A 24,555-nucleotide genomic window follows, 5' to 3' on the forward strand; every position below is an offset into this window, starting at 1 on the left:
AACGCTTCGCGAACGGTTGCCCGCGCGGGAGACTTCACGTGACCCTGGGTCACGGGAGGATCACGTGCGTACGCTCGCTCAGCCACCGCTGCCGCCGGGAACGCGGGCTGACCTGTTCGACGCGCTGCACCGCCTGCACCACCACGCCGGCCGGCCGAGCCTGCGGCAGATCGCCGCCGACGTGGGGTGCAGCCACACGACGATCTCCGCCGCCTTCGCCGGCCCGCAGGTGCCCCGCTGGGGACTGCTCGAACTGATCGTCGAGACCCTCGGCGGGGACACCGGCCGGTTCAAGGAACTCTGGGTGGCCGCCACCGAATCCGGCGACGACGCGGCGGAAACCGCGGCGCCGGCCGAGGTGGCGGCCACCGTCGTGCCCCGCGATCTTCCCGCGCCGCCGACCCCGTTCGTCGGCCGCGACGCCGCCTGCACCGGCCTCGACAGTGCGCTGCGCGACGCACAGCGCGGCGCCGCGGCCGGCGTCGTCCTGATCACCGGGGCGGCCGGGGTGGGCAAGACCAGCCTGGCCGTCGCCTGGGCACACACCGTGGCCGGTGAGCATCCGGACGGCCAGCTCTATCTCGACCTGCGTGGCTATGACGTGAGCCGGCCGCGTACCCCGTCCGCTGCCGTCGACGTGGTCCTGCGCCGGCTCGGCGTCGCGGCATCGGCCGTGCCCCGAGAGCTCAGCGAGAAGTCGGCGCTGCTGCGCTCGCTGCTGGCCGGGCGCCGGCTGCTGCTGGTGCTCGACAACGCGTACTCGGCCGAACAGGTGTGGCCGCTGCTGCCCGGCAGCCCCTCCTGCTTCGTGGTGGTGACCAGCCGGGACACGCTTCCGGGACTGGTCGCGCGGGTGGGCGTACGCCGGCTGGTTCTTGATCGGCTCGATGAGCCGACCGCGACCGACCTGCTCAACCGGCTGGTCGGCGACCGCGCCCGCGCGGAGCCGCCGGCGGTGCGCGCCCTGGCCGCACGCTGCGCCTACCTGCCGCTCGCCCTGCGGGTGGCCGCCGAGGTCGTCACGACCGACCCGCACGACTCGCTCGCCGACCAGATCGCCCGGTTCGATCACCGCTCCGCCCGGCTCGACCTGCTCGCCGCCGGTGGTGACGAGCGCACCGCCGTACGCAGCGTCTTCTCCTGGTCGGTGCGGCGGCTCAGCCCGGCCGCCGCTGCCCTGTTCACGCTGCTCGGGCTCAGCCCGTCGCGCTCGCTGGACGACGAGGCCGCGGCGGCACTGGCCGGAATGCCCACGGCGGCCGCGGCGGTCGCTGAACTCGCCCGCGCGCACCTGGTCGAACGGCGCGGTGACGCCTTCGGCCTGCACGACCTGCTGCGCGACTATGTGATCGAGCTGGCGGCTCAGCGTCCCGAGCCGGAGCGGCACCGGGCCCGGCAGCGGCTGTTCGATCACTACGTGGCCCGCTGCCGTGACCCCGGCTGGCTGCGTGAGCACCGGCCGGCGCTGGTCGCCGCGGCGCGCTCGGCGGCGAAGGACAGTCCCGCGCACTGCCTGCGGCTTGCCGCGCTGCTGCACAGCCACCTGGAGGACTCCGGGCATTATGCGGAGGCCATCAGCGTGCAGCGGACCGCGATCGAGGTGGCCCGCCGGCAGCACGACCAGCGTGCGGTGGCCGCGGCGCTGTGCCGGCTGGCCGGGGTGCAGCGGCGCGCCGGCGAGTTCGCCGACGCGCTGACAGCCGCGAGCGAGGCCGCAGAGATCAGCGATCACGAGCAGGACCGGATCGGTACGGCGGCCGCGCTGCAGGCGCTCGCCGCGGTGCACGTCCGGCAGGGGCGCAACGACCTGGGCGTCGGCGAGCTGGAACAGGCCACGAAGATCCTCAGCGAGCTCGGCGACCGGGACGGCGAAGCCGCGGCCGCCAACCGTGGCGGCATCGCGCTGATGCAGCTCGGCCGGCTCCACGAGGCCCTGGCACACCACCGCCGCGCCTACGACGTCTACCTCGAGCTCGGCGCGCCGCTGCCACGCGGGCGGGCCGCCAACAACGTCGGCGTGGTGTGCATGCGGCTCGGTGACTACGACGCCGCCCACCGCGCCCTGACCGAGGCGCTGCAACTCGCCCGCGACACCGGCAACCGGGTCGGCGCCGGCGTGGCGCTGGCCAACCTGGCAGAGCTGGCCGAGCGCCGGCACCGGTGGGAGCAGGCAGCCGCCGGGTATCGCGCCGCCATCGCCATCTTCGAGCCGATCGGCTACCTCGGTGGGCTGGCCGACGGCCGCCGCGGCCTCGGGCTGGCGCTGGCCCGGCAGGGCTCGCCGGAGGACGGGCTGGTCCTGCTGGCCGCGGCGCTCGAACTGGCCCGCAGCATCGGCGAGGCCGACATCGAGACGGCCACCCGCATCGATCTCGCCCTGGTGCGCCGGCTCACCGGCCGCGACGCCACCGCGGACTACCGCGCCGCCTGCGAGGCCGCCGAAGCCAGCGGCGACACCTACCAGCACGCCCGCGCCCTGGACGGGCTGGCCCGGTGCGCGCTGGACGCCGGGGACGCCGAGCAGGCCCGCCGGCTCTGGCAGCCGGCGCTGGAGGTCTTCACCCGCCTCGGCGTTCCGGAGGCCGCCGCGGCCGCCGCCGGGCTCGCCGAAGCTTCCGGCTGAGCGGCGACGGCGCTCGTTCAGGGTTACCGTCGGCGAAGACCCGTGCCGCCGAGGACGAGGAATGCGATGACCCGGACCGACGACGACGTAACCCTCGACGCGGCACAGGACCCGCTCGTCCTGGCCCTGGACATCGGCTCCACCGCCACCCGCGGCGGCGTGCACGACGCCACCGGCCGGCGCGTCCACCGCCTGCAGCACAAGGTGCCGCACGCCTTCACGGTCGCGCCCGACGGCACCTCGATCATCGACCCCGAACAGGTGACCGTGGAGGTCGGGCAAGTCCTCGACGCGGTGACCGGCGACCCGCGGCTCGGGACGCGGATCGCCGGCGTGGCGATGGACACCTTCGCCGCCTCACTGATCGCGATCGACGCGGCCGGGCGTGCGCTCACCCCGTGCCTGACCTACGCCGACTCGCGCAGCGCCGCCGCGGTCACCGCGCTGCGCGAGGAGCTCGACGAGCACGCGGTGCAGCAGCGCACCGGCACCCGGGTGCACACCAGCTATCACGCTCCGCGGCTGCGCTGGCTCACGACCGTGCAGCCGGGTGTCGTTACCGGGGCCGCGTTCTGGTGGTCGCTGGGGGAGTACGTCTGGGCCCGGCTGATCGGGCAGCCGCTCGCCGGGACGTCCACGGTCGCGTGGACCGGGCTGCTCGACCGGCGTACCGGTGAGCTCGACGCCGAGCTGCTCGCTGCCGTGGGCGCCGAACCCGGGCAGTTCTGCCCGCCGCGGGACATGACGCAGCCGGCGCCGGCGGCGGCCCCGGCGCGCTGGCCCGCCCTCGCCCGGGCGGTGTGGTTCCCGGTCATCACCGACGGGTACGCCAGCAACATCGGATCCGGAGCGCTCGACGCCACCGTGCTCACCGCGGCGACCGCCACCAGCGGTGCGCTGCGGGTGCTGCTCGACGGCCCGGCTGATCCGCTGCCGTTCGGACTCTGGAACTACCGGGTCGACGCGGGACGCACACTGCTCGGCGGGGCGATCAACGACGTCGGCCGGGCCGTCAGCTGGGCGCAGAGCACGCTGCGCCTGAGCCCGGCCCTCGCGGCCGTGCTCACCGCGGCGCCGAGCGACGCCACCCCGCTCGTTCTGCCGTACCTGACCGGGGAGCGCGCGCCCGGCTGGGTCGGCGGGGCACGGGCCGTGTTCGGCGGGGTGTCGGCGGCCACCGACGCCGACACCCTGTTCCGCGGGATCGTCGAGGGCGTGGCCATGACCTACGCGCGGGTCGCCGACGAACTGCACCCGGCCGCACCGCAGGTCCTGGAAGTAGCGGCGGCGGGGCGGGTCAGCAACGACCAGCCCGAGTGGCTCCAGGTGCTCGCGGACGTACTCGGGCGGCCCGTCACCCATGTGACCCGGCGGCGCGCCACACAGCGCGGTACCGCGCTGCTCGCGCTCGACGTGCTCGCTCCCGACGTCCCGCGGGCGCCGCGGACCACCGGGGCGACGTACGAGCCGCGGCCGGCGTACGTCGAGTACTACGCGCAGCGGCGCGCCCGGTTCGCCGCGGTGTACGACGCGCTGCTGCGCGGCTGACGCTCAGTTCAATCGTTCGCTGAGATGAATGGTGACGTCGTCGCCATCGGTTTTCCCGATGGCGCGGCGCACGGCGGCCGTGATCGGAAGCTTGTGGGTGCCGTCGCCGAGCGCCATGAACGCACCGCGAAACGGCACCCCGTCGACGGTGCCGGCGACCTTGACGAGCCCCCGCGTGCCGAAGATCTCGGCCGAGCGGGGCATCTTCACGCAGGTCCAGGTGTCGCCTTCCTGGACCTTGCCGAGCGTCGCGGTGAACGTGATGTCGAGTGGTCCGGCCTTTCCGGGCATGACCGGTCCTTTCCTACGAGTCAGGCAGGACGGACAGCCTGCCGAGCGCCGTCCGCCACCACGGTATCGGCGCGTGAGCGCCCGTGACGACCACGTGCAGCCTGTCGCCCTCGACGAGCCAGAGACTCTGGGCGGGGAAGGGTGCCGTACGGATTCGTTCCCCGCGCCAGCACCATCCGCCCGCCGCCGACCGCGTTGTCGAAGAATCCCTCCGCAACGATCGCCGAGCATTCACGGCTGCGGTACTACGTGCCGGCCAGCGCGGCCGCCGCGGCGGCCGGAGCGATGACGACGGCGGTGTCCCGCAGACTGCGGCGATTGTCGGCGGCCAGGGCCAGGATGCCGAGACCGATCTGCGGCACGAGCAGGAACAGGGGCGGGTACAGCGCGGTCAGCTCCAGGGGAGGGACCACCGACACCGCGACGGCGACCCCCACCGTCACCGTGATCGCGGCGGCGACCGCCATCGCCCGAAACCGGCCAGTGCGGCCAGCGGCGCGAGCAGCCAGGCGAACACGCCGATGGTGTGGAACGGGCCCAGCATCGGATACCCGAAGTCGTACTGGGCGCCGCCGAAATAGGGAAGCCTCGACACCAGACCAGTGCCGCGCTCAGACCGCGCGAACCTCGGCGAGGCGCTTGACCGCGTACTCGTCGCCCCAGCAGACCGCGGCCTCCCACGCGGCCGAGGCTTGCGCGGCGATGTCGTACGCACCGTCGTCGAGGCCGGCCGCGTTGCCGGGCAGCACGAGGTCGAGGGCGGGTACGTCGACGTGCGCCTCGTCCCAGTCGATCAGAGCCACCTGAGAAGCGGTCATGCGGATGTTGCCAGGGTTGGGGTCGCCGTGCACGACGCAGGTCTGATGTCCGGCGAGCCGGGCCCACGCCGCCCGGCACCGGACAACACCCTCAGCGGGCATCGCACCCAGGTCGATCCTCGTCCCGGTCGCGGCGTGCAGCAGATCGGTCGACGATCGCCAGCCCGGGCGCTGCGGCCAGTCCCGCGTCAACCGATGCAGCTCGCGCAGCGTGCCGGCCACGCGGCGCCAGTCGGCCGGCGACTCGGGCGGCCCACCTTCCAGGTAGGTCATCACCACCAGACCGTCGGCGAAGAGCCGTCCGTCCCTGGCCGGGATCGGCGTCGGCACGGCCAGGCCCGCACGGTCGAGGTGCTGGAGAAGGCCGGTCTCCCACGCGAGGTCGGCGTCGCTCCGGGACCCGAGACGGCCGACCGCGAGGCGCCCGCCGACGCGCACCGTCCACACGTCGTTGGCGACCCCGCCGGTGAGCGGTTCGACGCGAACGGCGTCGTCACCCCACCGTCCGAGTGTCTCCCATCCCATCGGCCTACCTCTGAGATTTCAGGACGTCGACCTCGCACCCCGGCGCGGACGGGTCGAAGCCGTGCTCGCTCAGCCAGCGGATCGCCAGCTGGCACCGGACCGACCACCACGCACGGACCCCGTCGAGGTCGACGCCGGCGCCATACCCGGCAATGACGTCGCCCAGGTGCTCCCGGTGCCCGAGCGTCAGGGTGGCCAGATCGAAGAGCGCATCGCCGCGACTTGCCTCCGACCAGTCGATCACCCCGGTGATCTCGTCGGCGTCGGCGAACACGTGGCTGACGTGCAGGTCGCCGTGTGTGAAGACCGGCGTGTACGGGCGCAGCGCACCCTCAGCGATGCGGCGATTGCGGCCGACCAGGGCGGCGGGAAGGACATCGTTGCTGATCAGCCACGCGCATTCCCGGTCGAGGTCGGCCGCGATCTCGTCGAGGGCGCGGCCGGGCCACGGCGGCAATGGCGCGTCGTGCAGCTTCCGGACGGTGGCGCCGGCCGCCGCCCATGCCGCAGGCGAAGCGGTGGACGGCCGGCCGAGGCGGCCGATCGCCTGTCCCGGCACCGTGGCGAGCGCGAGCACCGGCGGCTTGCGCCACAGGACCTCCGGCGTCGGGACCGGCGCCATGGCGATCGCCGCGACCTCGACGTCGATGCGGGCCTGATCAGTGTCGATCTTCAGGAACACGTCGCCGGCGCGCAGGGTGGCGCGCGCCTGGTGCGCGATGACGACCTCGATCCCGTCCACGCGGCCATTCTCGCGGCGAAGACCACCGCCGTCACCGCATTTAGTGCACTGGGACCGCGCGCCTTGACATGTCCCGCCACATAGGATTACTTAAGTAAGTGCTTAACCAAAAGGCGCACCTGGACCTGCTGTTCGCGGCGCTCGCCGATCCCGGCCGCCGCACCATGGTCGAGCAGCTCAGCCGCGGTCCCGCGACCGTGACGGAGCTGGCCGCGCCGCTGTCCATGTCACTGCCCGCGGTCATGCAGCACCTGCGGGTCCTGGAGGGCAGCGGGCTGGTCCGCTCGGAGAAGGTGGGCCGCGTCCGCACCTGCCGGGTCAACGCCGCCGCGTTGCGGACGGCCGAGGAGTGGATCGCCGGCCGCCGCACCGAGCTCGCCGCCGGACTCGACCGGCTCGGCGCCTATCTCGCCCGCGACAATCACGAGGAGAAGTCATGAGCATCGTGCACGAGACGATCGTTCTGGAACGCCGCTACGGCGCGACGCCACAGCGGGTCTTCGGGGCGTTCGCCGATCCTGCCGTCAAGGCGCAATGGTTCCACGGTCCGGAGAGCTGGCCGACCCAGGGGGAAAGCACCTTCGACTTCCGGGAGGGCGGCCTGGAGACCAGCGCGTCCGGCCCGCCCGGCGGGGACCTCTGCTACTACACCGCGCGCTACCTCGACATCGTGCCCGACCAGCGGATCATCTTCTGCTACGAGATGTCGCGCTTCGACCGCCGGATGTCGGTCTCGGTGCAGACCGTCGAACTCTTCGCCGAGGACGGCGGCACCCGGCTGGTGCTGACCGACCAGGGCGCGTACCTGGACGGCCTGGACGATCCGCAGCAGCGGCGCAGCGGCATCGAGCCGCAGCTCGACCAACTCGCCAAGGCGCTCACCGACGGCTGAGCAGACCGCGTGCGGCCGCGGTGATCACCGCTTCGCGCCGCCGCGTCGCGCCCAGCTTGCGGTAGATCGACCGCAGGTGCGCCCTGACCGTGTTGATCGAGACGCCCAGTGCCTCGGCGATCTCGTGCGCGGTGAGCACCGACGGCAGGAACTGCAGCACCTCGAGTTCGCGTTCGCTCAGCGGCTCGAGCAGGGCCTGTTGCGGCTCCGGCTTGCGGAGGTGTCCGGCGCCGAGCGCCCGGAAGGGGCGGTGCACCCCTTCCGGCTCGGCCAGCGCGACGGCTTCGGCAGCGGCCGCCTCGCTGCGGGCTGTGTCGCCGCGCTTCTCCGCCGCCAGCGCGAGCGCGATCAGGGCGGTGACCGCGCTGATCCGATCGGCGCCGGCGGCGGCCCGATACAGGAGGTCCTCCCCGCCGTCCTGGTCACCGAGGGCGAGGCGTGCCCGCCCGAGAACGACCATCTCGTGCGAGGACGGCCGGGCCACCTTGCCGAGCCGTTGCACCACGCGGACAGGCTGGTCGGCGAGCAGGTCGATCTCCGCCTCCACCGCGTCCAGCCAGCGGACGACCAGGGGCGCCCGCAGCGACGGGACGACCTCCTCCCGCGCCTGGCGCAACGCGGCCGTGGCCGCCGGATGATCACCGGCCGCGATCGCCAGGTGGGCACGGACCAGCAGTGACACGACGGCGAACGTGGCCTCCGGCGGTTCGGCCTCCGAACGCCGGGCGTTGTGCAGCAGCGCCTGCGCCTCGGCGAGGTGGTCACGTTCCACCGCCGCCAATGCCAGGGTGAGGTGGGCGGCGGTGGCCTGCACGGCGCCGATGGCGTCGAGTCGTTCGGTCTGTTGCTGTGCCGCGGACGCCAGCCGCTCGGCCTCGCGCAGGGACCCGTCGAAGTAGGCGAGCAACGCCAGGTGGCCCTGCGCGTTGGCTGCGGTCAGCGGCATGCCGAGCTGTTCGGCCTCGGTCAGGCCGTCCAGCAGGTGCCGGCGCGCGTCTTCGATCTGCAACGTCCAGACCAGAGCCATTCCTTTGTTGATCTTCGCGACGGCGCGGATCTGCGCGCTGATCGGCAGCGCGCGCGGGTCGAGGTCGCGCATCCGGTCGAGGATGCGGGTGGTGGCCGTGACCATGGCGGGTATGTCACCGGTCATCCGCATCACGGAGCCCACCTCGATGATGTCCAGCATGGTCTCGACGGCGAGCCGTTCGTCCGGCTTGCGTTCGGCCAGCAGCTCGCGGGCCCGGTCGAGCAGCATCGGCACGGCCCGGAAGTCGCCGTTGAGCAGCACGCGCATCGCTGCGCAGACGACGAACTCCGCGGTACTGAAGATCAGCTCCGCCGGTATCCGCTCGATCGCCTCGGCGAAGACCTGCCGGTGCGGCGAGAGGCTCAGCCCCGGCGCCACGGTGACGACCAGGCGGCTCAGGAAATCCCAGTCCCCGGCGTCAGCCGCGTGTCGCAGCGCCTCGGGAGCCATGCGTTGCCCGGCATACCAGCGGGCAGCCCGGGCATGCAGCTGCGCCACATCCTCGGGCGTCTCCCGCTCCAGCATCCGGCGCGCCTGCGCCCGCAACTGCCCGTGATAGCGGTCCCCGGTGACCAGACCGGTGTCCCGGCGCAGGCCGGCCAGCATCTGCCGGCCGCCGGTGGCTGCGGTCAGGGCGTCGGCGAGTTCCGCAGGCAGCTCGTCGACGATGCTGGTCTGCATCAGGAACCGGCGCACCGGCGCGCTCAGCTCCGCGATCACCTCACGGGACAGGTAGTCACCGATCACCTCGCCCGGCTCGGCGTCATGGGCGCCGGCCGCCAGGCGCAGGGCCACCGGCCATCCCTCGGCCAGGCCGGCGGCGACGGACGGTTCCGTGGCCGGTTTGAGCAGGTCGAGCAGCGCGGCTGTCTCCCCGTCGTCGAAACGCAGGGTGTCGGCGTCGAGCTCCACCAGCTCGCCCGCAGCGCGGGACACCTTCAAGGGCAGACCCGGCAGCGTACGGCTGAGCAGCACAAACCGCAGACCCGGCGGCTGCCGTCGGACCAGCCCGGCGAGCACCCGCAGCGCCGGCGACCCGACCACGGCGTGCAGGTCGTCGAGGACCAGCAGCACGGGACGGCGGAACCCGGTGGCGAGCCGGCGCAGCTGAACCTCGCCGGTGACGTGCGCGAACCGGCCGGGCGCCGCGGACGGCGGGAACGCCGCTCGCAGCGCCGCCGCGGCGTCCGTGCAGAACGCCGGCACGCTCCGGTGCCGGTGACGGAGCGTCAGCCAGGCCACCGGTGAAGGCCTCCTGGCGGCCCATCCGGCGACCAGCGCGGTCTTTCCCCAACCGGGTCCGGCGCGGAGCAAAGTCACGGCGCGGGCCGCGCCCTCGTCGAGCCGGTCGTGCAGGCGCGGGCGAATCAGGTGGGGCTCCGCCGGCGAATGCATCCTGTCACCCCGTCATCGATCGGGACGCGAAAGCCCATCCTTGCATTGATGCAGGTCAGATGCCGTCGCCTAGGTGACACACAAGATCGACGTGTCGCGGGCTCAGCGATCGTCGGCGGGGTTGCGGTGCGTGACGTCGTGCGGGAAGTGCAGACGTACCGTGGTGGTGCTCCTGGTGGTGTGGCTGGTGACGGCGTCGGCGAGCTGGGCGGGGAGGAACCGGCGGAACGTCTCGTAGGCGAACCCCAGCCGCTGGTAGAGAGCGCGCGGATCGCCCCATTCCAGCCGGTCCGTGCCGCTGCGAATCCGTCCCGGTCACCACCAGGCCGTCCCCAGCGGTCAGCCCGCAGATTTCGATCACCCGCAGGACCACCGGTGAACAGGTCAACCGCAGCGGCCCGCCGGCGTCGCGGCCGGCCAGCAGCACCCGGACCCCCGCAGCCCCGCAGTAGCTCACCGCCGTCAGATGCCCTACCGTGACCGGTGCCACTGCGCGAAGATGCCATCCGTTCGGGTGCTTCCTGCCGGCGAGGGACCGGGGCGCGGGACGGGAGGCGCTTCAGCATCGGGCGCGAAGACGCGAGCCCGGCTCGACCGGCACGGTGAACGGTTCGCGCAGACGCTGCATCGCCGCTGGACTGCGATCGTGGGCCCGGGGTGGCGGCAGCGGCTCGCCGGGCACCGGCGAACGGAACAGCCCGCCCGGGGCTCGGAGGGCTGAGGATTCGTTCGAAGGCATCGCGACAGCTCCTTGCTGGTTCGTCGTTGGTGTCGCTATTGCCCGTATTCGCCGAGTGTTATGCCCGTTTTGTGGTGGATATGTACCGACATCGGCTCGGACGGATCGCCGCGGTGTTGTTCAACGCCGGTCGAGGACAACGGGCCCGGCGTGCCGGAGGAGTTCCGGGCCGGCCACGGCAGCATCCGGCACGAACCGCACCCGGCCGGCGGATCCGTCGTCCTCCTGCTGAGGCAACCGGCGGCCGCCCTCCCGGGTGATCAGCGCAGCGCGTCGATTCGCGCGTGCAGCCGCTGCAGGGGCGCCGGCGCCCACCAGTTCCACTGGCCGAGCAGGCTCATCAGCGCCGGCAGCAGCAGGCCGCGGACGACCGTGACGTCGAGCAGCAGCGCCACCGCCATCGCGAAACCGATCTCCTTGACCGCGGTCAGTTCGCCGAGCAGGAAGCCGAGGAACACCACACCGATGCACAGCGCGGCAGCAGTGACCACCGGCCCGGACTTCTCGATGCCGGCGCGGACCGCGTGGTCGCCCGGGAGCTGGTCCCACTCCTCCTTGATCCGGGCGAGCAGGAACACCTCGTAGTCCATCGAGAGCGCGAAGACGAACACGAACAGCAGCACGGGTGTGGTGACGTCGATCGCGCCCCACGAGTCGACGCCGAACAGCGCGTCGCCGACACCCCACTGGAACACCACGACCAGCGCGCCCAGCGTGGCGAGCAGGGTGAGCGCGTTCATCAGCAGCGCCTTGACCGGCACCACCAGCGAACCGGTCAGCACGAACAGCAGCACCGCCGCGGACAGCACGACGATCAGCAGCGCGATCGGGAACCGGCCGGCCACCGAGTCGCGGTAGTCGGCCAACTCCGCGGCGGCGCCCCCGACGAGCACCGGAAACGGCGGGTCCAGCGCCCGGATCGCGGGCACGACGTCTCGCGAGGTCTCCGGCGTGACGTCGATGACGGCCACCGGGGCGGCGATGTCGGGCCGCGGCTCCACCCGCAGCACGCCGTCCAGGGTGTTGAGCGCGTTCATGAAGTCGCGGACCTCGGCGCCGGCCGGGTCCGCGTCGACCGCCACGACGATCGGGTCCGGCTGGCCGCCGCTGAAGTCGCGCTGCACCGCCTCGTGCAGCCGGCGGGCCTCGGCTGAGGCGGGCAGCGCGCGGGCGTCGGAGTTCTGCAGGTTGACCGCGAACAGGAACGGCGCCGACAGCACGAGCAGACCGGCCACGACGCCGAACGCGACCGGCCCCGGCCGGCCCTGCGCGAACACGGCGAGCCGCACCAGCAGGCCGGGGCCGGGCCTGGCAGGGCGGGATCGAGGGATGCGGCGGTGCGCTGCGGCGATCAGCGCGGGTACGACGGTCAGGCCGCAAACCGTCGCCAGCAGCGCCACGATCGCGCCGCCGAGCGCCATCGCACCGAGCAGCGGTTCGGCGAACACCGCCAGCCCGGCCATCGCCGCGGCAACCGCGAGCCCGGCGATCAGCACGGTACGGCCGGCGGTCGCGCTGGTCCGCGCGAGCAGGTCCGCGGCCGGGGCGTCCGGGTCGGCATCGCGTTCCTCCCGGTACCGGCCGATCATCAGCAGCGCGTAGTCGACGGCGAGCCCGATCCCGAGCAGGGTGACCACGTTGACGGTGAACTCGCTGACCCCGGTGAGCGCGGTCAGCCCGAACAGGCCGAGCAACGTCACTGCCACGGTGACCAGCGCGGCAGCCAGTGGGATCGTGCCGGCCACGAAGCCGCCGAGAACCAGCACCAGCACGACCAGCAGGACGGCGAGCGCCACCGACTCGCCGACGGCCGCGTCCGCGATGGCCTGGTCGGCGAACGCGCGCTCCGCGAGCTTCTCGCCGCCGACCAGCACCTCGGGCGCATCGATGCGGTGCAAGGCGTCCGCGACCGCATCCTCCACCCGCTCGCGCCGGTCCTCCGGCAGCCCGCGCTCCAGCTCGACCCGGATCAGCGAACTCCGGTTATCGGCGCCGATCCGCCCGCCCGGCGAGCCGTACAGATCGTCGACCTCCGCGACGCCGTCCATCCCACGGATCCCGGCGGTGACCGCCGTGATGTCGGCGACCAGCTCCGGATCCCACACCTCGCGGCCACCGACCACGGCGACGACCGTCGGACCCTCGGGCGCCACCTGCTGGATGCGCCGTTCCGCGAGCTGGGACTCGGCATCCGGCCGCAGGCTGTCGGTGGTGCCGAGCCGGTCGAAGATCTGGCCACCGAAGATCAGCCCGGCGACGGCCAGGACGGCCCAGGCGCCGAGGACTGGCCACCGCCGGCGGGCACACGAACGGCCGAGAGCGCTCAACATCACGGGGGCATGCAAACACCTTCGGGGTACGGGACGCCAGCCATCGACCGTCGTGCATCCTCCGGACGGGCGGCCAGTTCTGGCCGGTCGGGCGGCGGTCGAGTCGGTCAGCCGACGCCCGAGTGACTCGGTGTCCTATTAGGATCCCTCAATATTCGGCATGAGTGATGGATCCGCGTCCCGCTCCGCCGCATGGGGGAGGGGGCTGCCGTGCTTCGGCGTACGCTCAGTGGGTTTGTCGCGTTCTTGACCTTGGTCGCGATGTCGTCGTTCGTGAGCTCGCAGCCCGCGACCGCGGTCGCGCTGCCGACCGGCTTCCAGGAGCAGATCGTCTTCAGCGGGCTCAGCTCGCCGGTCGATCTCGAGTTCGCGCCGGACGGGCGCGTCTTCGTCGCCGAGAAGGGCGGCCGGATCAAGGTCTTCGACGACCTCGCCGACACCAGCGCGACGGTGTTCGCCGACCTGTCGGCCAACGTGCACAACCAGTGGGACCGCGGCCTGCTCGGCATGACCCTGGCGCCGAGCTTCCCGGCCGACCCGTATGTCTACGTGCTGTACACCTACGACGCGCCGCCCGGTCAGACCGCCCCGGTGTGGAACGATGTCTGCGCGAGCGCGAACAACGGGCGCTGCGTGGTCACCGGCCGGCTCGCCCGGCTGCGCGCCGACGGCAACACGATGACCGGCAGCGAGCAGGTGCTGCTGCACGACTGGTGCCAGCAGTTCCCCAGCCACTCCATCGGCGACATCGCCTTCGGCGCCGACGGGATGCTGTACGTCGCCGCCGGGGACGGCGCCAGCTTCAGCGCGGTCGACTACGGCCAGTATCCCGCCGGCGCGCCGACCAACCCGTGTTCCGACCCGCCCAACGAGGGCGGGGCGCTGCGGGCCCAGGACATGCGTACCACGGGCGACCCGACCCAGCTGGACGGCACGCTGCTGCGGCTGGACCCGGCCACCGGCGCGGCCGCCGCCGGCAACCCGAACATCGGCGCCGCCGACCCGAACATCCGGCGGATCGTCGCCAACGGGCTGCGCAACCCGTACCGGATCACCATGCGACCGGGCACCAACGAGACCTGGATCTCCGACACCGGCTGGACCACCTGGGAGGAGGTCAACCGGGTCGTCGACCCGACCGCGGGCGTGACCAACTTCGGCTGGCCCTGCTGGGAGGGCAACGCGCGGCAACCCGGTTACGACGGCGCCAACCTGCCGATCTGCGAGAACCTTTACACCCAGCCGTCGGGTACGCACACCCAGCCCTTCGTCGCCTGGAACCACTCCAGCAAGCTGATCGCGGGGGAGGCCTGCCCGACCGGAAGCTCGTCGTCGACGGGTGTGGCGTTCTACCCGACAGCCGGCGGTCCCTACCCGGCCGCGTACCACGGCGCGATCTTCTTCGCCGACTACTCCCGCCGGTGCATCTGGGCGTCGCTGCCGTCCGCGCCGGGCGGCCTGCCGAACGCGGCGAACCTGCAGACGTTCATCTCCGACGCCGCCGCCCCGGTCGACCTCGAGGTCGGTCCCGGCGGCGAGCTGTACTACGCCGACCTGGGCGGCGGCACCATCCGCCGGGTGCGCTACTTCCCGGGCAACCAGCCGCCGAGCGCCGTCATCGACGCGTCACCGACGCAGGGCCCGGCGCCGCTGACCGTCACGTTCAACGGCGCCGGCTCCACCGACCCCGACCCGGCCGACGAGGGCCGCCTGCGCTACGCCTGGGACTTCACCGACGACGGGGTGACCGACTCCACCGCGGCGGCGCCGACGTTCACCTACCCGGTGACGGGGTCGTACACCGCGCGGCTGACGGTGACCGACACGCTGAACGCGACCGGCACCAGCACGATCGCCGTCACGCCCGGCAACGAGGCGCCGAGCGCGGTGATCGACACGCCGGTCGCGACCACGACCTGGAAGGTCGGCGACACGATCGCCTTCTCCGGCCACGCCACCGACCCGCAGCAGGGCGACCTTCCCGCGTCGCGGCTCGACTGGGGCCTGGTCATGCACCACTGCTCGGCGCCGGAGAGCTGCCACGAGCACGCGATCCGCACCTGGAACGGGGTGGCGTCCGGGTCGTTCGAGGCACCCGACCACGAGTACCCGTCGTATCTGGAACTCAAGCTGGTGGCCACCGACCAGGAAGGCCTGACGCACACCGTGGCGCGCCGGCTCGACCCGGAGACGGTGGACCTCACGTTCAACACCGTGCCGTCCGGACTCCAGCTCACCGTCGGCTCGGCGTCGGGGACCACGCCGTTCACGCGTACCGTGATCCAGGGCTCGACCAACTCGGTGTCCGCGCCGTCGCCGCAGGGATCCTCGACGTTCACGTCGTGGTCCGACGGCGGGGCGCAGACCCACGTGATCACCGCGCCCACGGCGGCGACCACCTACACCGCCACCTACGCGGTTGCCCCGGCGCCGCAGCGGATCGGCTACACCCAGGTCGGAGCCTCGCTGGACACCGGCGCCGCGAACCACATGAACGGCTCCCGGTTCGTCACCGGCTCCAGCGCGGCCACGGTCAACTCCATGTCGGTGTACGCCAAGGGCGTGCAGGCCGCGCCGAACAACCAGTACCAGCTGGCCATCTACGCCGACGCGAACGGCTCACCCGGCGCCCGGGTGGCGAGCAGCACGTCGGGAACGCTGGCCGCCAACGCGTGGAACACCCGGCCGATCAGCGCCGCTCTCGCCGCCAATACGGCGTACTGGCTGATGTACAACACCAACGGCGACAACAACCTCAGCTACGACGCGGGCACCGCCAACCAGGGCGCGTGGAGCACCGCCGGCACGCCGTTCGGCACCTGGCCGGCGACGTTCGGCACGTCCAGCCGGTGGAACGCCAAGTTCTCCCTCTACGCCACCACCGGCCCGGACACCGGCGCGCCGACGGTGACCTCGACGACCCCGGCCGGCGGGGCCACCGGAGTCGCGCTGAATGCGCCGATCACCGTACGGTTCAGCGAGAGCCTGGCGGCCGGCACCGTCACACCGGCGAACCTGGAACTCCGCGGCCCCGGCGGCACCCTGGTCAACCGGTCGGTCGCCTATGACGCGGCCGGCCAGGCGGCGACGATCACGCCGTCGGCCGCGCTGACCGCCGCCACCCAGTACACGGTGCGAGTCCGGACGGGCGTGACCGACGCGGCGGGCAACCCGCTCGCCGCCGACCACCAGTTCGTGTTCACCACGGCCGACCCGAGCGCGTCGCGGCTCGGATACGACCAGGTGGGCGGCTCGCTGGACTCCGGCGCCGCGAACTACATGAACGGCTCGCGGTTCATCAACGGCGCCACCGCGCTCACCGTCAGCCAGGTCTCCGTCTATCTCAAGACGGTGCAGGCCGCGGCCAACCAGTACCAGGTGGCGATCTACGCCGACGCGAACGGCTCACCGGGTGCGCTGGTCGCGTCGAGCACGTCCGGCACGCTGGCCGCCAACTCGTGGAACAGCCGGCCGGTCACCGCCACCCTGGCGCCGAACACCGCGTACTGGCTGATGTACAACACCAACGGCGACAACAACATGAGCTACGACGCCGGCAGCGCCAACCAGGGCGCGTGGGGCACCGCCGGCAGGGCGTTCGGCACCTGGCCGGCGACTTTCGGTACGCCCACGCGCTGGAACGCGAAGTATTCGATCTACGCGTCCTGACGTCAGGCCGGTGCGTGTTTCGCCACGTGCGCGGCGAACGGGTCCAGGCCGACCTCAGCGCGCCGTTGATCCATCTGCTCGGGGTGCTCGCACGGCCACGGGACCGGCGCTCCGTCGACGACGCCGGCGATCTGCGTGCCGTAGAGCTGCGGGCGGCCCTCGTTGACCAGGAGGCGGTCGTGCAGCATGGCCAGCTGCGCGGGGTCGCCCTTGCCGGCCTGCACCGCTTCGGTCATCAAGGCGAGGGCTCGCCGTTGCAGGTGCAGTTGCCGGTCGGCGTGCTGCGCCACGAGCCACGCCCGCCGGGCCGCCTCCTGGCCGACGCGTTCTGCGGTCGGCCACCCGTACGCATCGATGATCTCGGCAAGCCGATCCCCGTTGCGGACCGTGACCCGCCGGTAGGCCAGCCGGGCGGCCAGGTCATCGCCGAGAGCGCCGGGCTGCAGCCGCCGGTCCTCGTCAGTCATCTCGATCAGTTCCTGCGCAAGCGCGTCATCGACCATGCCCGCACGCTAGACCCCACCACATCCACGCCATTCGACCCCGAGCAGCGCATAGACAAATGTCGATAGTAAATACTGGTAGAGGCGAAGACTCCTGGACGGTCCGGCCCTTTGATCAGTGCGTTGCGATGTGTTTGAGTGGTCGGCCATGACCAACCTGGCCTACCCGCCCGCGCTGCACGATGGAGTTGTCCGCGTGCGCCCGTGGCGCGACACAGACCTGTTGTGTGTCGAGCAGGCCGCCCAGGACCCCAGAATCCCGGTCGGCACGACCGTTCCCGCGCGCTACACCAAAGAGGCCGGCCTGGCCTATATCGCCCGCCAACACGCCCGGCTCACCTCCGGGGAAGGCGTGGCACTGGCGATCGCCGACCAGCACACCGACCAGGCAGTCGGCCACATCAACCTGATGCTGCGCCCGCAGGAGGGCGTCGCCGGCATCGGCTACTGGATCGTCCCCGCCGCCCGGCGCCAGGGGATCGTCTCCCGAGCGATCTCACTGACGACCGCCTGGGGCCTGAGCGCGGGCAACCTCGCCCGCATCGAGGGCTGGGTGGAGCCGGACAACCTCGCGTCACAACGAGCACTGGAGATCAACGGCTATCTCCAGGAGGGGCGGCTCCGCAGCTTCCTGACCATCGGTGCCCGCCGCGCCGACGTGCTCGTCTACTCCCGCATCGCAGCAGATGCCCAACGCTGAGACGTACCGCGTCGATCACCTGGACAGGGTTTGGGTCAGGTTGACCATGTTGCCGTCGGGATCGTGGATGTGGGCCACCCGCTGGCCCCACGGCATGTCCGTGGGCGGGCCCAGCAGCCGCCCGCCCGCTGCCTCCACCTGTTCCAGCAGCGCGTCGACGTCCGGGACCTCGACGCTCAGCAGGATCCGCGACGGCGCCGACAGGTCGGCGCCGGCCTCGTCGACCAGCCCGAATTCGGAGTCGCCGAGCTTGAGGCCGACGAAGAAGACCTGCCCGTCGGCGGGGTAGCGGCTCGTCTCGACGGCGCCGAGCAGCCGCTCGTAGAAGGCGCGCTGGCGATCGACGTTCGGCGTGCTGATGATGGCCTGGACGGTTGGCATGGGAACTCCTGCGGGTCCGTGGGGTTCGGTCCCAAGGGATACGTCGCAGCAGGCGCCAACTCATCGGTGCGGGGCAAGCAAGGTGCCGATGATGGCGCCGGACCGCCTAGATCATGCGGCGCCGTACCCGCCACACCACCACACCGATCAGGACCGCTGCGACGGCGACGAACAGGGCTGCCTCGATGAGCTGGAACGTCCAGAACCGGTCGGCCGGGTGGTAGACCATGAACTGCTGGATGCCCCGCGCGTGCAGGAACTGGTTGAGATTGGTGCCGGCCTGGTTGGCCGCGGCCTCCAGGTCGTAGTACTCGGTCGAGCTCAGCCTGCGCCCGGCGGCGTCTGCGTAGCCGCGTTCGACCATCCAGTCAGCGAAGCCGGACACGTCTTTGGAGCCGCCGACGGGGACCGGCTCGGTGGTGGTGAGCGGCGTGGCGTACGCAGGACGGGCCAGTAGCGCCACCGACATCCGGGCGGCGAGGAACGCCCCGAACGCGACGCCGAACGCGGGCAGGCTGCGCCGCAGGATCGCCCCGGCGGCGGTGGCGACGCCGAACGCGAACAGCGCGTACGCCAGCGGAACAAGCCCTTCCAGGTCGAAGGCGTCGTAATGGAACCGCCCCTCCCACGCGTCGAAGGGCTGGCGGAACCAGGTGAGCACCGCGGTGAACATCCCGGTGAGCGCGACGGTGACGCCGGCCAGCGCCGCGAGCTTGGCCGCCAGCCAGCGCATCCGCGGCACGGCCTGCGTCCAGGCGAGCTGCCAGGTGCCCTCCTCCAGTTCGCGCGCGAGCAGTGGCGCACCGAGGAACGCACCGATGACGACGGGGACCAGATAGAAGGCCGCCAGCAGATTCTCGACGTAGCCGTACCCCTCGTCGAGCCGGCGGAAGGAGGCCGCGCAGGCCTCGCTGAGACCGGCCTCTCCCGCACACCGGGCGGGTCCGCCGGGGAACAGGTCGTGGGCCTGCGTCCCGAGCACGAGCAGGGCGATGCCGAACAGGCCGACAAGCAGACCCAGGACGCCGACCTCGGTCCGGTGCTGGCGCCAGATCAACCACGTCATGCCGCCACCCCCGAGGCGATCGCGGCGCTCGGCTCGGACGGCCGGCGCAGGTACGCCAGCACCAGCTCCTCCAGCGCGACCGGCTGGGCCTGCCACCCGGGCGCGGCCGGGATCCCGCCGTCGCGTACCAGCAGGGTCGTGTGCCGGTCGCTGTGGACGGCCTCCACGACGGTGCCGGTCCGGTCGAGGTCGGTGGCCGTGCGCGGGCCGACGAGCCGCCGGTGCTCAGTGAGGAGGGTGTCGATGTCGCCGGTGAGGGTGACCCGGCCCTGGTTGAGCACGATCAGGTGGTCGCAGACGCGCTCCAGCTCGTGCACGACGTGGGACGAGAACAGGACGGTCACCCCGCCTTCGGCCACCGCGCCCATGAGGACCTGCAGGAACTCGTGCCGGGCCAGCGGGTCGAGGCTGGCCACCGGCTCGTCGAGGACGAGCAGGTCCGGCCGTTTCGCCAGGGCGAGAGCCAACGCGACCTGGGCCTGCTGGCCGCCGGAGAGCGTACCGGCCCTGCGGTCGAGCGGGATGCCCAGCTTCGCCAGCCGGCGCTCGGCCAGCCCCTGGTCGAACCGCAGGTTGCAGGCCCGGCCGAAGCGGAGCATCTCGGCGACGGTGAAGCGTTTGTACAACGGGTGGTCCTGGGCCAGGAACCCGACCCGGGACAGAGTCTGCGGGGTGCTGGCGGTGACGTCGTGGCCGAGGACCTCCACCGTGCCGGTGCTCGGCGCCAGCAACCCGACGACCAGGCGCAGCAGCGTGGTCTTGCCCGCGCCGTTCGGCCCGACCAGGGCGATCACGCCGCCCGCCGGCAAGGCCAGGGTGCAGTCGCGCAGCGCCCAGCCCTTCCGGTACTGCTTGCCCACCCCGTCGGTGCGCAGCGCGAACTCGGTCGCTGTCACGCCACGTCCTCATTTCTCGTCTGGTGGTGGACGGAAGTGAAGAGCGCGTTGACGGCCTGCTCGTCGAGGCCGGCCGCGTAGGCGCGGCGCAGCCAGGTCGCCAGGCCGCGGCGAAGCGATGTGTACGTCGATGCCGGCATCACGGCCGACTGCTGTTCATTGACGAACGTGCCCTGGCCGGGCCGGCCGGTGACCAGGTTCTCCTGCTCCATCTGCCGGTACGCCTTGGCGACGGTGTTCGGATTGATCGCCAGGTCCTCGACCACCTCGCGGATGAGCGGGAGGCGGTCACCGGGTTGGAGGAAGCCCAGCATGACCGCCTGGCGGACCTGCTGGACGAGTTGCAGGTACGGCGGCACGCCGGAGTGGGTATCGAGCCGGAAGACGAACACGGCAGCACCTTACTGCTTTCCTAGTACCATAGTAAAGCGGTCCGTAGGCACGGGACCTACGCGATGGAGTACGCACGGCTGGGCCGGACCGGGAGGACCGCAAGGTGCGCTGTCTCGGCACCATCGAGGCCCCCTACCAGCCGCAGGACAACTACTGGTGGTGAGCCGATTCGTCCATGATCTGACGTCGTGCGGCGTTCAGCCGTTCGTGCGCAGGCGGCGCAGCGAGCGGGGGTCGCCGAAACCTGCCGCGCGGGCGGCGGCCTCCGCTGTCGCGCCCTGCCCGAGCAGGTATTCCGCATGGTCCAGGCGGAGAGCGCTCTGGTACGCCAGCGGCGTCAGCCCGGTCGTGTTCCGGAACAACCGGGTGACCGTACGCTCGCTGTAGCCGACCGCCTCGGCCAGCATCGGCAGGGTGAGCCGCTCGGTGAAGTGTGCGTCGATCAGGTCCTGCAGAAGGTGGACGGCCTCGTTGTGGTGATGACGATGCCGCAGCACCGCGCTGATCTGTGGCGCCGTTCCCTGCCGCCGCGCGTAGACGATCATGGCGCGGGCCACCCGGCTGGCAGTGGACGGCCCGAATCGGGTGCCCAGCAGATGCAGCGCCACATCGATGCCGCTGGCCACGCCCGCCGAGGTCACCACCCGCTGATCTTCAACATAAAGCACATCTCGTACGACTTGAGCGCTCGGATATCGGCGGCCCAGCTCGTCCTGGCTGGCGTGGTGCGTCGTGCACCGCCGGCCGTCGAGCAGGCCGGCCCGGCCGAGGGCGTCGGCGCCGGCGCAGATGCCGGCGACGGTGCCGCCCGCCGCGTGATGATCGCGCAGCCGCTGCAGGGTGGCCGCGCCCGGCATGCGGGTCGGTCCCCGCCAGCCCGGCACGATGATCAGGTCGTCCGGCTGCAGGGCAGGCCACTCGAGCCCGGCCTGCAGCGGCAGCGCCTGCACGGTCGCGACCGGGCTTTCCTCGGCCACATACGTCAGGGTGTGCGAGTGCCCGAGGTCGGTCGCGGTGGAGAAGACCTGCGCCGGACCGGCCACGTCGAGCAGGTGCACTCGCGGGATGAGAAGAAAGACGACCCGGGGCATGAGCGAAGACCTTAGGCGCCGGTCAGCTCCGCAACGGTACGGATGGCGGCGAACCGGCCGGCCAGCGCGTACTCGGTGCGTTCCACGATGTCCGCCACGCCCAGGGTGTGCGGGTCGCTCATCAACTGCGCGAAGGACGCCTCCGGCGGCGCGTCGCGGTGCGGGATGGGCGTGGTCGCGGTGGCGTCGACCGCGAACGTGACGTCGAAACCGAGGTCGGAGGCCACCCGGCTGGTGGTCTCGCAGCACTGCTCGGTGCGGATGCCGCAGATCGTGAGGTGCCGTACGCCGCGGCTGGTCAGCGTCTGCTGCAGGTTCGTCGTGGTGAAGGCGTTGTGCGCGGTCTTGGTGAGCAGCGGCTCGCCGGCTTCCGGGGTGAGCCCGTCCATCAGCCGCACGTAGCCTCGCGCCGGATCGAACACGGTGCCGGAGCCGGGCCGGGAGCCGAGCACCCACACCACCAGATGCCCCTGGTCCCGGGAGACGGTGACCAGCCGGTTGACCTGGCGCACGATGTCCGGCTGCGAGACGAACTCCCAGTCCGGCAGCCGGCGGAAGGACTCCTGGACGTCGATGACGACAAGTGCGCTGTTCATCGGGTGACCGTAGATCCACCCGGTACCAGGATCGAAGACGCGATCTGGTCAGCCACCGGGACGATCTGGCCGCGGCTCGCCGTGCGCGTCCCCGGATCCCGCGATAGAATCTGCACGTGCGGTCAGAAAAATCTTCAAGCGGTCAGAAGCGCTCGTTCATCGAGCAGGCGCGGCGCGCCCAGATGATCCGGTGCGCCATCGACGTGATCGCCGAGCTCGGCCTGCCTCGTGCCTCGCTCGCGGAGATCGCCAAGCGGGCGGGCGTGAGCAAGAGCGCGGTGCTCTACCACTTCGCCGACCGGGACGAGCTCATCACCGAGGTGCTCACGGCGGTGCTCTCCGCCGGCGCGAGCTACATCGGCGAGCGCCTCCCGGGCGACGGCACACCGGCAGACGAACTGCGGGCGTATGTGGCGGCGAACGTGCGCTACATCGCCGAGCACCGCGACGACGTCCGCGTGCTCACCTCGATCGCGATGAACTTCACCACTGATGACGGCGACAGCAAGCTGCAGCACGACGCCTCGGTCTACGGCGTCGCACTCGCACCGCTGCAGGACATCCTCACCCGCGGCCAGGCAGCCGGGCAGTTCACCGACTTCGACACCCGCACCATGGCCATGACGATCCGCGCCGCCATCGACGCCATCGGCCCACAGCTGTGGGTCATCCCCGACCTCGATCTGGAGCTGTACGGACGTGAGCTGACAGCTCTGGTTGACCGCGCCACCCGAGCCGACCCCGGGAGGACCGGATGAACATTCAAACGCCCGAAACCCAGCCCAGTACGCCGGAGCAGAGCCCGCGTACGACCAGTTGGAGCGCCTCGCTCACCGCGATCGTCCTGGACGTGATCCTGCCGTTGGCGATCTACTACCTCGCCCGCGCGATCGGCGCCGACCCTTGGCTGGCCGTCGTGGTCGCGGCGCTGAGCCCGGCCGCCAGCGTGGCCAACACCTGGATCCGCAGCCGCCGCCTCGACCCGACGGGTGTCTTCGTGATCGCGGCGCTGATCCTGTCCCTGGTCGTCGCGCTCTTCACCGGAGACGAGCGAGCGCTGATGGCCCGGGAGAGCTGGATCACGGCAGCGATCGGCCTCTGGATCATCGGGTCGCTGGCCACGTCACGTCCCTTCCTCCTCGACGTGGCGCGCAAGACCAGCCCGCCGCGGATGACCGCCCGGTACGACGAGCTGTGGGAGGGCCACACGGTCTTCCGGCGCTGGATGACGCTCGCCAGCGTCGTGTGGGGCCTGGCGTTCCTCATCGACGCGGCCGTTCGCGTGGTGCTGGCGTACACCGCGCCGCTCGACCTGGTGCCGATCGCCGGCGTGCTCGTCCTGATCGGGCTGCTGGTCGTCGGCCACGGCTTCGTCATGCTGCAGGCCTACCGCTGGAAGATCCTGAAGCTGCTCAAGCCGGAATGACCGCTTTCATCGCAGGGCGCTACTCTCTGACGGTTAGTCAGGAACTGAAGGAGAGCACAGGATGGGAACTCGGCAGGAGATCAGCGAGCTCCCTCCGGAAGCCGACCTGGCCCGAGCGGACTCACTGGCGCGGGAGATCTTCTCGGACATCGCCAACAAGTGGGCCTTCCTGATCATCGAGTTCCTGGGCCAGGGCACGATGCGCTTCAGCGAGCTGCGCAACCAGATCGGTGGCATCAGCCACAAGATGCTGACCCAGAACCTGCGCATGCTGGAACGCAACGGGTTGGTGGAGCGAACTGTCCACCCCACCATCCCGCCGCGCGTCGAATACACCCTCACGGAGGCCGGCGAGGGTTTGCGCCAGGTCGTCGACGGCATGTGCGGCTGGACGCAGCAACACCTCGGTCACATCGAGGCGTCCCGCAACCGCTTCCGCGACCCGGCCGCCGATTAGTCCAGGACAGCGACAGCTTCCACTTCCACCAGATGCTCCGGCACGTCCAGCGCCACGATGCCGAACAGTGACGCCGGCGCCGCCGGGGTGACGCCCAGCTTCGCCGCCGCGCGGCTGATTCCCTCCAGCACCTGCGGCATCCGCTCGGGCTGCCAGTCCACGACGTGCATCGTCAGCTTCACCACGTCGGCGAAGGTCGCCCCGACGCCGGCCAGGGCGGTGCCCACGTTGAGATAGCACTGCTCGACCTGGGCGGCCAGGTCACCGTCACCGACCGTCTTACCTTCCACATCCCAGGACACCTGACCCGCGACGTGGATGAGCTTCGCACCGGTCGCCACCGACACCTGTCGGTAGATCGGGATCTCCGGCAGCCCGCTCGGGTTCACCAGGGTTACAGCCATGACGTACGCCTCCATGCTCTCTTTCGGTTACCGGGAAACC

Annotated in this window: 24 protein-coding genes; 9 read left to right on the forward strand and 15 right to left on the reverse strand. The window is 71.6% G+C overall.

Going from position 1 to position 24,555, the window contains the following annotated elements; translation table 11 throughout:
• The first annotated feature begins 64 nt into the window (after positions 1–64).
• Both OHA21_RS12465 and OHA21_RS12470 read left to right on the forward strand, forming a co-directional pair.
• Complete coding sequence (locus OHA21_RS12465) at positions 65–2,623, forward strand: ATP-binding protein (protein ID WP_328473425.1); 2,559 nt, start codon at positions 65–67, stop codon at positions 2,621–2,623.
• A 66-nt stretch (positions 2,624–2,689) separates the two neighbouring features.
• A complete protein-coding gene (locus OHA21_RS12470; protein WP_328473427.1) occupies positions 2,690–4,171 on the forward strand; it encodes an FGGY family carbohydrate kinase in 1,482 nt (493 codons plus the stop codon).
• 3 nt (positions 4,172–4,174) lie between these two features.
• Here OHA21_RS12470 and OHA21_RS12475 read toward each other — a convergent pair whose 3' ends face one another.
• The 5 genes from OHA21_RS12475 to OHA21_RS12495 all read right to left on the reverse strand — a co-directional run bounded on the left by OHA21_RS12475 (position 4,175) and on the right by OHA21_RS12495 (position 6,547).
• Positions 4,175–4,462, reverse strand: a complete 288-nt coding sequence (locus tag OHA21_RS12475; RefSeq protein WP_328473429.1) for a DUF1905 domain-containing protein — start codon at positions 4,460–4,462, stop codon at positions 4,175–4,177.
• Positions 4,463–4,707: 245 nt separating this feature from the next.
• The gene (locus tag OHA21_RS12480) at positions 4,708–4,929 is read right to left on the reverse strand and encodes a hypothetical protein (RefSeq protein WP_328473431.1); all 222 of its coding nucleotides are present in this window, start codon (positions 4,927–4,929) and stop codon (positions 4,708–4,710) included.
• Positions 4,902–5,057, reverse strand: coding sequence for a hypothetical protein (locus OHA21_RS12485; RefSeq protein WP_328473433.1), 156 nt, complete (start codon positions 5,055–5,057; stop codon positions 4,902–4,904). The genes OHA21_RS12480 and OHA21_RS12485 overlap by 28 nt, the downstream gene beginning before the upstream one ends.
• A 16-nt stretch (positions 5,058–5,073) precedes the next feature.
• Positions 5,074–5,805, reverse strand: a complete 732-nt coding sequence (locus OHA21_RS12490; RefSeq protein ID WP_328473435.1) for a phosphotransferase enzyme family protein — start codon at positions 5,803–5,805, stop codon at positions 5,074–5,076.
• A gap of 4 nt (positions 5,806–5,809) precedes the next feature.
• The gene (locus OHA21_RS12495; protein ID WP_328473437.1) at positions 5,810–6,547 is read right to left on the reverse strand and encodes a phosphotransferase family protein; all 738 of its coding nucleotides are present in this window, start codon (positions 6,545–6,547) and stop codon (positions 5,810–5,812) included.
• 98 nt (positions 6,548–6,645) lie between these two features.
• Here OHA21_RS12495 and OHA21_RS12500 point away from each other — a divergent pair, with 98 nt between their 5' ends.
• Positions 6,646–6,987, forward strand: a complete 342-nt coding sequence (locus OHA21_RS12500) for an ArsR/SmtB family transcription factor (RefSeq protein WP_328473439.1) — start codon at positions 6,646–6,648, stop codon at positions 6,985–6,987.
• Entirely contained in the window at positions 6,984–7,439 is a 456-nt protein-coding gene (locus tag OHA21_RS12505; protein ID WP_328473441.1) for an SRPBCC family protein, read from the forward strand. Before OHA21_RS12500 ends, OHA21_RS12505 begins: the two co-directional genes overlap by 4 nt.
• Here OHA21_RS12505 and OHA21_RS12510 read toward each other — a convergent pair.
• Both OHA21_RS12510 and OHA21_RS12515 read right to left on the reverse strand, forming a co-directional pair.
• A complete protein-coding gene (locus tag OHA21_RS12510; protein WP_328473443.1) occupies positions 7,426–9,864 on the reverse strand; it encodes a LuxR C-terminal-related transcriptional regulator in 2,439 nt (812 codons plus the stop codon). The two genes, OHA21_RS12505 and OHA21_RS12510, sit on opposite strands and share 14 nt — an antisense overlap.
• 999 nt (positions 9,865–10,863) lie before the next feature.
• On the reverse strand, positions 10,864–12,933 hold the full coding sequence (locus OHA21_RS12515) for an MMPL family transporter (RefSeq protein ID WP_328478392.1): 2,070 nt from the start codon (positions 12,931–12,933) through the stop codon (positions 10,864–10,866).
• Between the two features lie 261 nt (positions 12,934–13,194).
• On the opposite strand from OHA21_RS12515, the gene OHA21_RS12520 reads away from it, so the two are divergent.
• Positions 13,195–16,602: a PQQ-dependent sugar dehydrogenase gene (locus OHA21_RS12520; RefSeq protein ID WP_328473445.1), complete on the forward strand. Its 3,408-nt coding sequence runs from the start codon at positions 13,195–13,197 to the stop codon at positions 16,600–16,602.
• Between the two features lie 2 nt (positions 16,603–16,604).
• Here OHA21_RS12520 and OHA21_RS12525 read toward each other — a convergent pair whose 3' ends face one another.
• Positions 16,605–17,105: a DUF6624 domain-containing protein gene (locus OHA21_RS12525; RefSeq protein ID WP_328473447.1), complete on the reverse strand. Its 501-nt coding sequence runs from the start codon at positions 17,103–17,105 to the stop codon at positions 16,605–16,607.
• Positions 17,106–17,253: 148 nt separating this feature from the next.
• Here OHA21_RS12525 and OHA21_RS12530 point away from each other — a divergent pair, with 148 nt between their 5' ends.
• Positions 17,254–17,805: a GNAT family N-acetyltransferase gene (locus tag OHA21_RS12530; RefSeq protein ID WP_328473449.1), complete on the forward strand. Its 552-nt coding sequence runs from the start codon at positions 17,254–17,256 to the stop codon at positions 17,803–17,805.
• 15 nt (positions 17,806–17,820) lie between these two features.
• On the opposite strand, the gene OHA21_RS12535 is transcribed toward OHA21_RS12530, so the two are convergent.
• The 6 genes from OHA21_RS12535 to OHA21_RS12560 all read right to left on the reverse strand — a co-directional run bounded on the left by OHA21_RS12535 (position 17,821) and on the right by OHA21_RS12560 (position 22,228).
• Positions 17,821–18,186, reverse strand: a complete 366-nt coding sequence (locus OHA21_RS12535; protein ID WP_328473451.1) for a VOC family protein — start codon at positions 18,184–18,186, stop codon at positions 17,821–17,823.
• Positions 18,187–18,292: 106 nt separating this feature from the next.
• A complete protein-coding gene (locus OHA21_RS12540) occupies positions 18,293–19,252 on the reverse strand; it encodes an ABC transporter permease subunit (RefSeq protein WP_328473453.1) in 960 nt (319 codons plus the stop codon).
• Positions 19,249–20,148 (reverse strand): ABC transporter ATP-binding protein, encoded by a 900-nt coding sequence (locus OHA21_RS12545; RefSeq protein WP_328473455.1) that lies wholly within the window; start codon positions 20,146–20,148, stop codon positions 19,249–19,251. Before OHA21_RS12545 ends, OHA21_RS12540 begins: the two co-directional genes overlap by 4 nt.
• Positions 20,145–20,540, reverse strand: coding sequence for a GntR family transcriptional regulator (locus OHA21_RS12550; RefSeq protein ID WP_328473457.1), 396 nt, complete (start codon positions 20,538–20,540; stop codon positions 20,145–20,147). The genes OHA21_RS12545 and OHA21_RS12550 overlap by 4 nt, the downstream gene beginning before the upstream one ends.
• Before the next feature lie 198 nt (positions 20,541–20,738).
• Complete coding sequence (locus OHA21_RS12555) at positions 20,739–21,632, reverse strand: GlxA family transcriptional regulator (RefSeq protein WP_328473459.1); 894 nt, start codon at positions 21,630–21,632, stop codon at positions 20,739–20,741.
• Positions 21,633–21,643: 11 nt separating this feature from the next.
• Positions 21,644–22,228, reverse strand: coding sequence for a cysteine hydrolase family protein (locus OHA21_RS12560; RefSeq protein ID WP_328473461.1), 585 nt, complete (start codon positions 22,226–22,228; stop codon positions 21,644–21,646).
• 116 nt (positions 22,229–22,344) lie between these two features.
• On the opposite strand from OHA21_RS12560, the gene OHA21_RS12565 reads away from it, so the two are divergent.
• The 3 genes from OHA21_RS12565 to OHA21_RS12575 all read left to right on the forward strand — a co-directional run bounded on the left by OHA21_RS12565 (position 22,345) and on the right by OHA21_RS12575 (position 24,111).
• Positions 22,345–22,986: a TetR/AcrR family transcriptional regulator gene (locus OHA21_RS12565; protein ID WP_328473463.1), complete on the forward strand. Its 642-nt coding sequence runs from the start codon at positions 22,345–22,347 to the stop codon at positions 22,984–22,986.
• Positions 22,983–23,654 (forward strand): VC0807 family protein, encoded by a 672-nt coding sequence (locus OHA21_RS12570; RefSeq protein WP_328473465.1) that lies wholly within the window; start codon positions 22,983–22,985, stop codon positions 23,652–23,654. The genes OHA21_RS12565 and OHA21_RS12570 overlap by 4 nt, the downstream gene beginning before the upstream one ends.
• Positions 23,655–23,715: 61 nt before the next feature.
• Positions 23,716–24,111 carry a winged helix-turn-helix transcriptional regulator gene (locus tag OHA21_RS12575; protein WP_328473467.1) on the forward strand — a complete coding sequence of 132 codons (396 nt, stop codon included), beginning with the start codon at positions 23,716–23,718 and terminating at the stop codon, positions 24,109–24,111.
• Here OHA21_RS12575 and OHA21_RS12580 read toward each other — a convergent pair.
• Entirely contained in the window at positions 24,108–24,515 is a 408-nt protein-coding gene (locus tag OHA21_RS12580; RefSeq protein ID WP_328473469.1) for a RidA family protein, read from the reverse strand. The genes OHA21_RS12575 and OHA21_RS12580 overlap by 4 nt on opposite strands.
• Positions 24,516–24,555 lie beyond the last annotated feature (40 nt).

The sequence above is a fragment of the Actinoplanes sp. NBC_00393 genome, assembly GCF_036053395.1.
Classification (GTDB): domain Bacteria; phylum Actinomycetota; class Actinomycetes; order Mycobacteriales; family Micromonosporaceae; genus Actinoplanes.